The organism is Zhengella sp., assembly GCF_041397485.1.
GTDB lineage: Bacteria > Pseudomonadota > Alphaproteobacteria > Rhizobiales > Rhizobiaceae > Zhengella.
Map to the genome: position 1 here is coordinate 144,834 of NZ_JAWKWO010000002.1, position 13,910 is coordinate 158,743.

Below are 13,910 nucleotides of genomic sequence, written 5' to 3' on the forward strand. Positions count from 1 at the left end.
TTGTCGGGAAGGGGCTGTGTCGTCGTCCGGTTCCTGCGGCCTCAGGAACCGGCATTGTAGGCGGCGATGACCGCCATGTTCACGATGTCGGAATCCTTGGCGTTCATGGGCACGATCTGCACGGACTTCTCAAGGCCCACAAGCAGCGGGCCGATCACCGTGGAGCCGCCCAGTTCCTGCAGCATCTTGGTGGCGATGGACGCCGAGTGGAAGGCCGGCATGACCAGCACGTTGGCCGGGCCCGAAAGCCGGATGAAGGGATATTGCTCCATCAGCGCCTCGTTCAGCGCCACATCGGCAGCCATTTCGCCGTCATATTCGAAATCGACGCGCCGCTTGTCCAGGATCTGAACGGCCTCGCGAACCCGGTCGGAGCGTTCACCGCGCGGATGCCCGAAGGTGGAATAGGCAAGCATGGCCACCCGCGGCTCGTAGCCCATGCGCCGCGCCGTTTCTGCTGCCTCTTCGGCAATGTCGGCAAGCTGCTCGGACGTCGGCATGTCATGCACAGCGGTATCGGCGACGAGCACCGTGCGCCCGCGGCAAAGCGCCAGCGAAATGCCGATCATGCGGTGTCCGGCCCGCGCGTCGATCACGCGGCACACGTCCTCCAGAACGGTGGAATAGTTGCGCGTCACCCCGGACACCATGGCGTCCGCGTCGCCCAGCGCCACCATCGAGGCCCCGAAATGGTTGCGGTCGTTGTTGATCATGCGCTGGCAGTCGCGGAACAGGTAGCCCTTGCGCTGCAGCCGCTGATAGAGGAATTCCGCATAGGCGGCATTGCGTTTCGAAAGCCGCGCATTGACCAGTTCGATGCCGGGCCGGTCGAGATCGACACCGGCAGCCCTGGCCGTTTCGCGCATCTGTTCCTCGCGCCCCAGCAGGATCGCGGTGCCGAGGCGCTGGTTCACATAGGCGACGGCCGCGCGCATCACCTGTTCCTCTTCGCCTTCGGCGAAAACCACGCGCTTGGGCTGGCGGCGCACCCGCTCGTATATCCGCTGCAGGGTGGAGGCGATCGGGTCGCGCCGCGCCGAAAGCTGCTGTGCATAGGCTTCCAGGTCCAGGATCGGCGCCCGCGCAACGCCCGTATCCATCGCGGCCTTGGCCACCGCCACCGGCACCGCCGAGATCAGGCGGGGATCGAAGGGCACTGGGATGATGTATTGCGGGCCGAATTGCGGCCGCGTGCCGCCATAGGCGGCGGCCACGTCGTCGGGCACGTCCTCGCGCGCCAGTTCGGCAAGCGCATGCACGGCGGCGATCTTCATTTCCTCGTTGATGGTGGTCGCCCGCACGTCCAGCGCGCCGCGGAAGATATAGGGGAAGCCGAGCACGTTGTTGACCTGGTTGGGATAATCCGACCGGCCGGTCGCCATGATCGCGTCGTCGCGCATTTCCGCCACTTCCTCCGGCGTGATTTCCGGATCCGGATTGGCCATGGCGAAAATGACCGGGTTGGCGGCCATGGACGTCACCATGTCCGTGGTCAGCGCGCCCTTGGCCGACAGGCCGAAGAACACGTCCGCGCCCACCATGGCATCGGCCAGCGTGCGGGCATCGGTTTCCACCGCATGGGCCGATTTCCACTGGTTCATGCCGTCGGTGCGGCCCTTGTGGATGACGCCCTTGGTGTCGCACAGGATGATGTTCTCGCCCGGCATGCCCATCGCCTTGATCAGCTCGATGCAGGCGATGGCCGCCGCGCCGGCGCCATTGCAGACCAGTTTTGCCGTTTTCAGGTCGCGCCCTGTCAGATGCAGCGCGTTGACCAGGCCCGCGGCCGCGATGATCGCCGTGCCGTGCTGGTCGTCATGGAAGACGGGAATGTCCATGATCTCGCGCAGCCGCTGCTCGATGATGAAGCAGTCCGGCGCCTTGATGTCTTCCAGGTTGATGCCGCCGAAGGAAGGCCCGAGAAAGCGCACGCAGTTGACGAATTCGTCCACGTCCTGCGTATCCACCTCCAGGTCGATGGAATCGACGTCCGCGAAACGCTTGAACAGCACCGCCTTGCCTTCCATGACCGGCTTGGAGGCAAGCGCGCCCAGGTTGCCGAGGCCGAGAATGGCCGTACCATTGGAAATGACCGCTACCATGTTGCCGCGCGTGGTGTAGTCGAAGGCCCGGCTGGGATTTTCCGCGATCGCCTTCACCGGCACGGCCACGCCGGGCGAATAGGCCAGGCTCAGGTCGCGCTGCGTCGCCATCGGCTTGGTCGGCGTGATCTCCAGCTTGCCGGGACGCCCCCGGGCATGGAATTCAAGCGCCTCCTGCGGCGTGACGGTTGTGCCGGCCTGGCGTGGTTTTCTCGACGATGGCATGAACGTTCCCGGAAGTTTTTGCTGTGGAGCAGTTTCGATAAGGCTACACATCGGGCGTGTAAATCGCCAAACGGGAAATTTGGACCCTTCCGGGTCGCAACAGGGGAAGTTTCCGCCTTGCAGCCGGACAAAGACAGCACAGACAGCCATCCCCACGGCCTTCGATCGCTGGGCTCGCCCGAAAGTCTGACTTCGGCAACGCCGATGATGGAGCAATATATCGAGATCAAGATGGCCAATCCGGACTCGCTGCTGTTCTACCGGATGGGCGATTTCTACGAACTCTTCTTTGCCGATGCCGAGATCGCGGCGCGCACGCTCGGGATTACACTGACGAAGCGCGGCAAGCATATGGGCGAGGACATTCCCATGTGCGGCGTGCCTGTTCATGCCGCCGACGACTATCTGCAGAAGCTCATCGCCGCCGGCCATCGCGTGGCCGTTTGCGAGCAGGTGGAAGACCCGGCGGAAGCGAAGAAGCGCGGCTCCAAGGCCGTTGTCCGCCGCGATGTCATCCGCCTTGTCACGCCGGGTACGTTGACGGAGGAAAAGCTGCTCGACCCGTCCGCGCCCAATCACCTGGCAGCGCTGGGCCGCGTGAGGGGCGAGGGATACGCGCTGGCCTGGGCCGACATGTCCACCGGCGATTTCCGCGTTGCTGCACTTGATGAAGGCGCGCTTGCCGCCGGCATCGCCCGGGTCGATCCGCGCGAACTGGTGCTGGCCGAACCGCTGTTTCACGATCCCGCGCTCCGTCCGCTGGTCGACATGCTCGGCCGCACCGCCAATCCGCAACCGGCCAGCCTGTTCGATTCCGTGGCCGCGCCGGATCGCATCGCCCGTTTCTTTGGCGTCGGCGCGCTGGACGGTTTTGGCCAGTTTTCCCGCGCCGAACTGTCGGCAATCGCCGGCGTCATCGCCTATGTCGAGAAGACCCAGATCGAGGGCCGCCCGCCGCTGGAGCGGCCGCGCCGCGAGGAAGACGGCACGTCGATGTATATCGACGCCGCGACACGGGCCAATCTTGAACTGCTGCGCACCCTGTCGGGCAGCCGCGACGGCGCCCTGCTGAAAGCCATCGACAGAACGGTGACCGGCGGCGGCGCGCGCCTGCTGGCCGACCGGCTGACCGCGCCGCTGACGGACCCCGGCGCCATTGCCGCGCGGCAGGATTCGGTGGCCTTCTTCCTTGACGATCCCGACCTGTGCGCCCGCTTGCGCGCCCTGCTCAAGGCTGCGCCGGACATGCCGCGCGCGCTGACCCGCCTGGCGCTGGACCGCGGAGGTCCGCGCGATCTTGGCGCCATCTGCGCCGGACTGGCGGCCGCCAGCGAGACCGCCCGGATGCTCGAAGGCGCCATGCTGCCGCCTGAATTGCAGGCGGCCTGCGCCGCATTGGCCGCGCTGCCGCAGGCCCTGGGCGATCATCTGGCAAGGGCGCTTGGCGACGACCTTCCGCTTCTGCGGCGCGACGGCGGCTTCGTGGCCGAGGGTTATCATGGCGAACTGGACGAGATGCGCGCGCTGCGCGACCGGTCGCGCCGGGTCATTGCCGCCATGCAGGCTGATCTGATCGAGGAAACCGGTATCCGGTCACTGAAGATCCGGCACAACAACGTGCTGGGTTATTACATCGAGGTGACGGCCAACCATCAGGACGTCCTGACCGGCACACCGGAAGCAAAGGCGCGCTTCATCCACCGCCAGACCATGGCCAATGCCATGCGTTTCACCACCACCGAACTCGCGGAACTGGAAAGCCGGATCGCAAACGCCGCCGGCCGCGCGCTGGAGATCGAGCTTGCCGTCTTCGCCGCGCTGGTGGAGGAAACCGTCGCCGCTGCCGCCGCCATTCGCGCGGGCGCCGAAGCGTTGGCCGTACTCGATGTGTCGGCCGCGCTGGCAGTGCTGGCCGAGGCGGAGAACTGGACGCGGCCGAAGGTCGACGCCAGCCTCGCCTTCAGCATCGCGGCCGGGCGCCACGCGGTCGTGGAGCAGGCGCTGCGCCGTCAGGCCGCAGACCCCTTCGTCGCCAATGATTGCGACCTGTCGCCTGAAACCGCTGGCGGCGACGGCGTGATCTGGCTCCTGACCGGCCCCAACATGGGCGGCAAGTCGACGTTCCTGCGCCAGAATGCGCTGATCGCCATCCTGGCGCAGATGGGCGCCTGGGTGCCGGCGGCCGCGGCCCATATTGGCGTCGTGGACCGCCTGTTCAGCCGCGTTGGCGCGTCCGACGACCTTGCCCGCGGCCGCTCCACCTTCATGGTGGAAATGGTCGAGACGGCGGCGATCCTCAATCAGGCCGGTCCCCGCGCGCTGGTGATCCTTGATGAGATCGGCCGTGGCACGGCAACCTTCGACGGCCTGTCCATCGCCTGGGCGGCCATGGAGTTCCTGCACGACCACAACCGCTGCCGTGCCATTTTCGCAACCCATTTCCACGAGATGAACGCCCTCACGGCGCGGCTTTCGCGCCTCCATTCGGTGACGGTCAAGGTGCGTGAGTGGAATGGCGAGGTGATCTTCCTGCATGAAGTGGCGCGCGGCGCCGCCGACCGGTCCTATGGCGTGCAGGTGGCCCGCCTTGCCGGCCTGCCGGAGCCGGTTGTCGAGCGTGCCCGTGAAGTGTTGCAGAAGCTGGAAGCCGGCGAAACGGCCTCTCCCGCCGCCCGGCTGGCCGACGACCTGCCGCTTTTCAGCGTTGCCATGCGTGCCGAAAAGCCGGCGCTCAAAAGGGACGATGCGCTGGAAAGGGCCGTCGCCGACCTCTTGCCCGACGAGATGAGCCCGCGCGAGGCGCTCGACGCGCTCTACCGGCTGAAGGCGCTCCTGCCGAAGAGCCGCTGAACCGCCGGCTTACTGCTTGGGCGCGTAATGCTGGAGATAGCGCTCGCCGATGCGCTCGACCGGCAGGATGACAAGCACGTCAACCGTGCGGAAATCCGGATCGATGACGCAGCCGTCGCCGATCATCGCGCCGAGGCGCAGATACCCCTTCACCAGCGGCGGCAGCGCAGCAAGCGCTGCCTTCGGGTTCACCGCTTCGGCGGGCATCAGGTCCATCGCGTGATAGTGGGCCGGCAGGGCGGAAGCCCGCCATGCGCCCGTGGCGGTGAAGTTGTGTGCCAGGAAGGTCAGCGATTCGGCATGAGCCGCCGGCACGACGCCCGGAAGCGAGGCGCAGCCGGTCATCACGTCGATCTTGTGATGGTTGCAATAGGTCCAGATGCCCTGCCACAGCAATTCCACCGTGCGTTTGTGCCGGTAGGCCGGCAGGACACAGGAGCGGCCGAGCTCCAGGAAGTTGCGGGTGGGATGCCGGCGGATCAGGCTGTCCAGGTTGAATTCGCCGCTGGTGTAGAAGCCGCCACCGGCCAATGCGCGTTCCTGGCGCAGCAGCCGGTAGGTGCCGACGATCTGCTGATTCTCCGGCCCCGCAATCGACGTGTCGATGACCAGCAGGTGGTCGCAGATCATGTCGAAGCGGTCGGCGTCGCGCTGTTCCAGATCGTGGACTTGTGCCCGCTTGGCGCCCAGCTCCTCGTAGAAGACGCGGAAACGCACAGCCTGGGCGGCCGCGATTTCGGCGCTGTTGCGCGCCAGGCGCACCTCCATCGTGCCGATACGGCCGAGGACGCCCTTCGGCTCCGCCAGCGCACTGATTGCCTGGGCATGTTCCATCACAAAGGATGCGTTAGGCTGAATCTCGCGGGCAATCAAGCGGCCATGCATGACGGCGAATCTCCGTTGCGGTGTCGTCGCGCGTCCAGATACAGATCGATTGCAACAGGCCGGTGACAGGCCGATGACCGCAAGGCGGCTGCCGGCGGGTCATTTGTCGGCTAGCAAAACCGCTCATGCCGCGGCGTCGAGCACCGCCGAGGAAAGCCGGTCGGGATCGAGCGGCTTTGTCAGGAAACCGTTGGCGCCGTGGGCGAGCGCGCGGGCGCGCGTTTCTTCCTGCCCGTCGGCGGTGAGCACGAGAACGGGCGTTGCGTGCCAGCCGTGTTCCTCTTCCATCGCGCGGATCCGGTCGATGGCGTCGAGGCCGTCGAGGACAGGCATGTGCAGGTCCATGAGAATGACGTCGTAACCGGTGCCGGCCTGCCGGGCGAACAGGTCCACTGCCTGCCCGCCATCCTCGGCCAAGGTCACATTGTGTCCTGCCCGTTCCAGCGCGGCGCGCGCCAGCATGGCGTTGATCGGGTTGTCTTCGGCCAGCAGGATCGAGAGGCCCGGTCCCTTGGCCCGCGACGGGGCATCGCGGGCCGGCAGGGCAGGCCTTGCCGCATGGGTATCAGAAACCAGAATCCGCAGCAGAGTGGTGCCGCGAACGGGCCGTGCAAGGAAGTTGAGATAGCCCGACGAGCGCAAGCCGGCCAGCCGGCCACGGTCGCCCGGCGCGATCAGGATGACCGGATTTGACGCGGAAATGCCCGCCGCGCGCAGCCTTTCAAGCGCATCGCCCTGCTCCAGTTCAGCGTCGATCAGCATCGCATCGAAGTGATCGGGACCCGTTTCCATGGCCGCCTCGACACCATCGTGGATGATGGCTTTGGCGCCTTCGGCCGACAGGGTCGCAGCCAGCACTTCGGCTTCCAGGCGGCTGGATAGCAGCAGCAGATAGCGGCGGCCGGCCAGATGACGTGCGGGCAAGGCGGGCGATGCCGCGCAGGGCAGCGACACGGTGAAGACCGACCCCTTGCCCGGTTCGCTCTCCACGCCGATTGCACCACCCATGGCGTTGATCAGCCGCCGCGATATCGCCAGTCCAAGCCCGGCCCCGCCATGGCGTCGTGTCGATGTCCCGTCGGCCTGTTCGAAATCCTCGAAGATCCGCTCGCGGTCCTCCGGTTTCAGGCCCGGCCCCGTATCGCCGATCGCGATGGACACCGCCGGCCCGCAGGCGCCCGCCGCCATCGTGACGGAAAGGCGCACGCCCCCGGTCTCGGTGAACTTCACCGCATTGCCGGCCAGGTTCAGCAGCACCTGCCGCAGCTTGCCGGGGTCCGTCACAAGCGTTTCCGGTACGCGCGGATCGACATGCGCGGCAATGGCGATGCCCTTGGCATAGGCCCGTGACGCCAGGAGTTCGACCACGCTGTCGACGATCTCGCGGACAAGCACATCCTGCGGCACGATCTCGATCCGCCCGGCCTCGATCTTGGAGAAATCCAGCAGGTCCTCGATCAGCAGCAGCAATGCGTCGGCGGAGGTCGAAACGGAATCGACATAGGTCTTCTGTTCCGGCGTCAGGCCGGTATCGGCCAGCAGGCGCGCCATGCCCACGATGCCGTTCATCGGCGTGCGGATCTCATGGCTGACCGTGGCGAGAAAGCGCGACTTCGCCTGGCTTGCCGCCTCGGCCCGTTCGCGCGCCTCAATCAGGTCGTGTTCGGCCTTCTTGCGCGCGGTGATGTCGCGGGCGATGGCCCGGTGCGAAACGGTGCCGGTCCTGCCGTCGCGAATGGAGTGTTCCGTCCACGAGAACCAGCGGATGCCGGCGGCGGTCTGCACGGACACGTCGCTGGAGGTCAGGCAATCGCCTTCGCCGTGCCCGGTGTCGGGGGCGATGTCCAGTGTGATGCCGAGGTCGGCGAGCGTCAGGCCGCGAATGTTGCGCGGGTCCAGCTCCAGCAGGCGCGCGAAGGCGCCATTGGCATAGACGATGCGCCCCTTCCTGTCGCGATGGACGACAAGGTCGCCAAGGGCATCGATCAGGCCGAGGAAGCGCTCCTCGCTTTCCTGCAATTCCCACATGCGGTCGGCGAGCGCTTCATAGTCGGCGTCCTGCGCCTCCGCCGTGCTGGCAATGGCGTTGAGCTGCTTGCGTTCGCGCCGGTCGAGCGCGATGCCCGCTGCTGCGCCCGCGATGCCGAAGACGGCCAGGATCGTGGTCACGAGTCCGGACGTCCCGCCCAGGCCGGCCAGGCCCGCAAGCATGAGGATCATCAGGCCGCAGCCGGTGACCAGCTTGCCGGCTCCGGTTTCCTCCGGCAGCAGGCGCTGACGCAACAGCCCACCCCGGCCCGCGGCCGGGGTGTGTCCGGCCGGTTCCATGGCGGCGGTTTCGGGTTGGCGCCTCGTGTCCATGAACCCATCATGCCATGGACACGATTAGGGAAGGTTTTGTCCGATCGCTAAAATTTTACACTGTCATCCACCAGAGCAGGCGGGAGACGCTCCAGACCTGCGTGCGACAGCCATGCGGGGCGTGGCGGATAGTCGTGCCTTGTCATGCGGCCTCCTTGGCAGACGGTGTCGCTGAGACAGGGGCGATCAGGCGGGCCCGGCGGACCAGGATCAGGGTCATGACAAGCAAAGCGGCATCCGCGACCGGGAAGGCGAACCACAGACCGTCGATCCCCGCCAGCGCATTCAGGACGACGAGCAGTGCCGGCGTCAGCAGCCAGGGCTTGACCAGGGTCAGCGCCGCGGTGCGAAGTGGAAAGCCCATCGCCTGGAAATGCATGGCCAGGACGAGCACTGGCCCGGTGATCACGTAGAGAGCGGTCATCGGTCGCAGGATGGTGGCAACGGCTGCGATGACCGCCGGGTCGTTCGAGAACAGCGCGCCCAGCGGTTCGCCCGCGAACGCTCCTGCCAGCGCCACGGCAAGACACCAGACGAACGCGCTTCCCATGGCCAGCTTCAGGGCCGCACCAGCCCGGTCCATGCGGCGCGCGCCGGCATTGTTGCCGGTAATGCTCTGGGTGGTCAGCGCGAGCGCCATCTGCGGAAGGAAAGCCAGTCCGAGAACGCGCGTCACCACACCGTAGGCCGCGATGAAGGTGGCATGATCGGCGGCAGTGGTGCCGATGACAAGGAGAACGGTGCTCGCCACCAGAGCCATCCCGATGAAATTCAGGCAAAGCGGAAGGCCGAGCGAGAGAATCTGCGGCCATCCCGCCAGCCAGCTGGCGTTCCGGAGCGAGCCAAGGGGTAGAAGGTCGCGATCGCGTGCCCGCGCGACCAGCAACAGCGTCAGGCCCAGGCTCTGCGCTCCTACGGTGCCGAGTGCAGAGCCAGTCACCCCGAGTCCAAGGACTACGATCGCGATATAGTTCGCCCCGATGTTCAGCAGGTTCACCAGCACCGAGAGCATGGCGATATGCCCCGCGCGTCCCTCATTGCGCAGGGCATCGGCGTGCAGGCCCAGCGCGAACTGGACCGGCGCGCCCAGTATGAGGATCAGCAGATAGCGCCCCGCCGGCCCCGTTACATCCGTGTTTCCGGCGGCGAGCGTGGAGATGATGGCAGGACCGGCCGAAAGCGCCACGGCGATCAGCACCGCAGAGATGGCGAGAGCCAGCCCGTGGGCTCCGGCGAACACCGCGCCAGCCGCCGCGCGAGACCCGGCGCCAAGGTGGCGGGCAAGCAGACCCGACATGCCGCCGCCCGCCAGGGTGGTCAGCGCGGCGAGCAGCATGACGACCGGAAAGGCCAGGCTGACCGCGGCCAGGGCCTGCGCGCCAACGAATCGCCCGACGAAGATCCCGTCGATGACGTTCAGCAGGCCGCCCATCGACATGACAACCGCCATGGGGAGGGCATTTGACAGGAACAATCGCCCGACTGGCTGGGTCAGGAATCGGTTTTCAATTGCATTCAGCGCGGGTCCGACGGCCATCGCTCACTCCTCGGGAGAGGCATTTCGAATCGGGAGGGGGGCCTGCATTGCCCACCTGCGAAATGCTTCGAGGGTGAGATGTCGATCTGTTCCGGGCTTTACCGTGACTTGCGTCCGCAGGCAGCAGGTGCCCGGCACCTGCGCCATCCAATACGGGGAAGCGTCCTCGAAGGCAACAACGCATTGAGCGGTTGCCTGATCAATTGGCTTCGAAGGGCAGACCTCGCAGCTGGTCCATGACCCGGATCGGCCGTCAGGCAGTCACGGTCGCGGCGCACTGACAAGAGCACCACGGCGGGGAACCGGGACGATTGGCTGATGGCTCCGAACCGGAATCGTCGACGCCAGGGCAGTCGGAAGGCAAGCAGGCTGGGCGCTCCCGCCGTTCTCGTGGATGACAGGAACGTGTATCCAATCGGCCTGCATGGGGCCGTTTCAGGCCGTCATGTCGACAGCCACACGGCCCCGCACCTTGCCGTCCACGATGGCCCTGGCCGTGTCGACGATGCCGTCGAAGCCGATGGTCTGCGACAGGGCCTCAAGCTTGTTCATGTCGAGATCGCTTGCCAGGCGCTGCCAGGCTTCCAGACGCCGTGCCTTCGGCGCCATCACCGAATCGACGCCCAGAAGCGCAACACCGCGCAGGATGAAAGGGGCCACCGTGGCAGGCAGGTCCATTCCTTGCGCCAGGCCGCAGGCCGCCACCGCGCCGCCATAGCATGTCTGCGCCAGCACATTGGCCAGTGTGTGCGATCCGGCCACGTCGATGCCGGCGGCGAACCGTTCCTTGCCAAGCGGCCGTCCGGGCTCGGAAAATTCCGCCCGGTCGATGATGTCTGATGCGCCCAGATCCTTCAGGAAGGAGGATTCCTCCGGCCGGCCCGTCGAGGCGATGACCTCGTGGCCGAGCTTGGAAAGCACGGAAATGGCCACCGTGCCGACGCCGCCTGCCGCGCCCGTCACCACGACGGGGCCGTCACCGGGCCTGATCCCGTAGCGCTCCAGCGCCATGACGCAGAGCATGGCCGTGTATCCGGCCGTGCCGATGGCCATCGCCTGCAGGGCCGACATGCCTTCGGGCAGCGGTACCAGCCAGTCGCCTTTCACGCGGGCCTTGCCGGCATAGGCGCCCCAATGGGTCTCGCCCGAGCCCCAGCCGTTGAGCACCACCTTGTCGCCTTCCTTCCAGCCGGGATGCGAGGAGGCAGAGACCGTGCCCGCGAAATCGATGCCCGGCACCATCGGCCAGTGGCGAACGACAGGTGCCTTGCCGGTGATCGCCAGACCGTCCTTGTAGTTCACCGTGGTCGCTTCCACCGCCACGGTGACATCGCCCTCCATCAGGTCGTCTTCGGACAGTTCGGTCACGCCCACGGACTGTTTCTTGTCCGCGTCGCGCGAGATCAGGATGGCCTTGAAGGTCGAACGCATGATGATGTCTCCCGGATTGTCAGTCAGTGTCATGTGGCCCCGGCCGGGGCCGTCCGTCAATCGTTTCGGGCCTTTCCCGCGCGGTGCCAGGAAAGCGCCTCTTCGATGAGAACCAGCCCGGCGCCCAGCGTGATCCACACATCGGCCAGGTTGAATACCGCAAAGGACCATGCCGGCGTGTGAAACAGGAAATAGTCGACCACATAGCCGAGCAGGACACGGTCGATCAGGTTTCCTGCCGCGCCGGCGATGATGAGCGTGAAACCCAGATGCGCCAGCCGCTGCTCCGGTCCCGATATCCAGGCAAGCCAGAGCACGAAGGCCGAGATCACGAGCGACAGCGCAATCAGCCCGCCCGGGCCGAAATCGGCCAGCAGGGAAAAGGCGATGCCGGTATTATGCGTGCGGAACAGCGCGAAGAAGGGCATCAGGTCGATCTGTTCGTGATAGCCCATGCCGGTCTCGACCATGTGCTTGATCCACTGGTCGAGGGCGATCAGGCCTGCCGCCAGCAAGCCATGGACCAGGAAAGTGCGCGACAGCCTCATGCGCGCGGCTCCAGCGACAGCGCATCCCGGCGAATTTCATAGAGCATGATGCCCGTGGCCACGGCAAGATTGAGCGAATCGGCGCGGCCCGTCTGCGGAATGCGCAAGAGCGTGTCGCAGCTTTCCGCGATCTCCTCCGGCAGCCCCTGGCTCTCGTTGCCCATCACCAGCAGGACCGGCCCGTCCCGCAAATCGGCCGTGCGGTAATCGACGGAACCCTTCAGATGGGTCCCGGCCACGATGCCCGGCCAGCCCGCCCGCCACGCCAGGAACTGTTCGCGGCTGGCCCGCACCACGGCGACGGCAAAGATCGAGCCCATCGTTGCGCGCACGGTCTCCGGCGAGAACGGATCGGTCGTTTCGCCGACGAGGATCACACCCCTGGCGCCAGCCGCATCGGCGGTGCGCAGGATGGTGCCCAGATTGCCCGGATCGCGGACACGGTCCAGCGCGATCCAGACGTCCCCGGCCGAGGGACGGATATCGGCAAGGCGGGCATAATGCTGTTCGAAAACGCCGGCCACCATCTGCGGATTGTCCTTGCGGCTTATGGCCGCCAGCACCTTGTCGCTGACTTCCAGGACATCGCCGCCCGCGGCGATGGTGCGTGCGGCCAGCGCCTGTATGTCGCCGCGCGCCTTCACCGCTTTGGAGAAGACAAGCGTGCGGATGCGCCAGCCCAGATCCAGCGCATCGATCACAAGCTTCTGGCCTTCGGCAAGGAAACTCCCGGTCTGGTCCCGGTACTTTTTCAGCGCCAGCGCCTTGATGTCCTTGACGAGTGGATTGGAGACGCTGGTGATGTCCTTGACGCGGCCAGGCGCCGCCACATCCGTTTGCCGGCTCATGACGCGATCCACCGGCTGAACAGCGATGTCGAGAGCGCCCGCCCGGCCGAGGCTTCGCGGATGACGAGTTCGCCCGATTCGACACATCCCCCCATGCCGGCGAAGGTATCGCGCATCAGCGCGTGGATGGCGAAGAAGGACGCGCGGATCGAATAGGCGGTCAGCACCACCGCAAGCGGCTTCGGTGTCAGGATCTGCCGGCAGAGATCGGCCATGACAGGCAGGTTGTCAAACAATTGCCAGACCTCGCCCTTGGGTCCGCGCCCATAGGCTGGCGGATCGAGCAGGATGATGTCATGCCCGTTTCCGCGCCGCGCCTCGCGCTCCACGAATTTCATCGCATCCTCGCAGATCCAGCGAATGGGCCTGTCGCCAAGCCGTGCCATTTCCTGGTTCTCGCGCGCCCAGCCTATGGCCTTTTTGGAGGCGTCGACATGGGTCACCTCGGCGCCCGCGCGCGCGGCCACCAGCGATGCAAGCCCCGTATAGCCGAACAGGTTGAGCACCTTTACTGGCCGGCCCGCCTTGCGGATCAGGTCTTCCATGTGTTGCCAATGCGTTGCCTGTTCGGGAAAGACGCCGACATGGCGGAACGATGTGAAACGCCCGAGATAGTCGATCCCGTCATGCTTCATCGGCCAGGTTTCGCCGAGCGCCGCCCGCGGGAAGCGCCAGCGGCCCATTCCTTCCTCGTCGGTATCGCCGGTGAACACGGCATCGGCCTTGTTCCATTCGCCGGACGGCAAGGCAGGCCGCCAGATCGCCTGGCCTTCGGGACGGTCGATCAGGTAGGGGCCATAGCGCTCCAGCTTGCGGCCGTCGCCGCTGTCGATCAGCGCGTAATCCACCCCCGGCGGCACTTCCAGGATCAAGGGCAGGCGCTGGTCCGGCAACGGGCCGCCGCGCCGCTCCACGCGGACAGGTGCGGCGGGCTGGCGGGTATCGTGCTTTTCCGGTGCAGCCGTCGCCGCTTTGACGCCCTGGCGAACGGACCTGCCCGCCGCCGCGCGTGGCTTGCCGGATGCCGGACCGGCCTTGCCTGCCGCATCGGTGCGTTTCGGGCGGCTTGCCTGTTTCGCTTTGGCGCGTGCCGGTTTGCCCTTGTCTTTCAACGCCTCGCCTC

General features: G+C 66.3%; 9 protein-coding genes. 1 reads left to right on the forward strand and 8 read right to left on the reverse strand.

The genetic code is table 11. The annotated features are described in order from the left end of the window. Nucleotides 1-41: 41 nt before the first annotated feature. Nucleotides 42-2,327 (reverse strand): NADP-dependent malic enzyme, encoded by a 2,286-nt coding sequence (locus R3D65_RS06680; RefSeq protein ID WP_371274443.1) that lies wholly within the window; start codon nucleotides 2,325-2,327, stop codon nucleotides 42-44. A gap of 204 nt (nucleotides 2,328-2,531) precedes the next feature. Here R3D65_RS06680 and mutS point away from each other — a divergent pair, with 204 nt between their 5' ends. Next, a complete protein-coding gene (gene mutS / locus R3D65_RS06685) occupies nucleotides 2,532-5,177 on the forward strand; it encodes a DNA mismatch repair protein MutS (protein WP_371275000.1) in 2,646 nt (881 codons plus the stop codon). A 9-nt stretch (nucleotides 5,178-5,186) separates the two neighbouring features. Here mutS and R3D65_RS06690 read toward each other — a convergent pair whose 3' ends face one another. From R3D65_RS06690 to R3D65_RS06720, 7 genes are all read right to left on the reverse strand, one after another. Continuing rightward, nucleotides 5,187-6,011 carry a GNAT family N-acetyltransferase gene (locus tag R3D65_RS06690; RefSeq protein WP_371274444.1) on the reverse strand — a complete coding sequence of 275 codons (825 nt, stop codon included), beginning with the start codon at nucleotides 6,009-6,011 and terminating at the stop codon, nucleotides 5,187-5,189. Between the two features lie 174 nt (nucleotides 6,012-6,185). Next, complete coding sequence (locus R3D65_RS06695; RefSeq protein WP_371274445.1) at nucleotides 6,186-8,423, reverse strand: response regulator; 2,238 nt, start codon at nucleotides 8,421-8,423, stop codon at nucleotides 6,186-6,188. A 142-nt stretch (nucleotides 8,424-8,565) separates the two neighbouring features. After that, nucleotides 8,566-9,960 carry an MATE family efflux transporter gene (locus tag R3D65_RS06700; protein ID WP_371274446.1) on the reverse strand — a complete coding sequence of 465 codons (1,395 nt, stop codon included), beginning with the start codon at nucleotides 9,958-9,960 and terminating at the stop codon, nucleotides 8,566-8,568. Nucleotides 9,961-10,395: 435 nt separating this feature from the next. Continuing rightward, nucleotides 10,396-11,391 carry an MDR family oxidoreductase gene (locus R3D65_RS06705; RefSeq protein ID WP_371275001.1) on the reverse strand — a complete coding sequence of 332 codons (996 nt, stop codon included), beginning with the start codon at nucleotides 11,389-11,391 and terminating at the stop codon, nucleotides 10,396-10,398. Nucleotides 11,392-11,447: 56 nt separating this feature from the next. Continuing rightward, nucleotides 11,448-11,939, reverse strand: coding sequence for a signal peptidase II (lspA, locus tag R3D65_RS06710; protein WP_371274447.1), 492 nt, complete (start codon nucleotides 11,937-11,939; stop codon nucleotides 11,448-11,450). After that, a complete protein-coding gene (locus R3D65_RS06715) occupies nucleotides 11,936-12,787 on the reverse strand; it encodes a TrmH family RNA methyltransferase (protein WP_371274448.1) in 852 nt (283 codons plus the stop codon). Before R3D65_RS06715 ends, lspA begins: the two co-directional genes overlap by 4 nt. Next, entirely contained in the window at nucleotides 12,784-13,899 is a 1,116-nt protein-coding gene (locus R3D65_RS06720) for an RsmD family RNA methyltransferase (RefSeq protein ID WP_371274449.1), read from the reverse strand. The genes R3D65_RS06715 and R3D65_RS06720 overlap by 4 nt, the downstream gene beginning before the upstream one ends. Nucleotides 13,900-13,910: the final 11 nt, after the last annotated feature.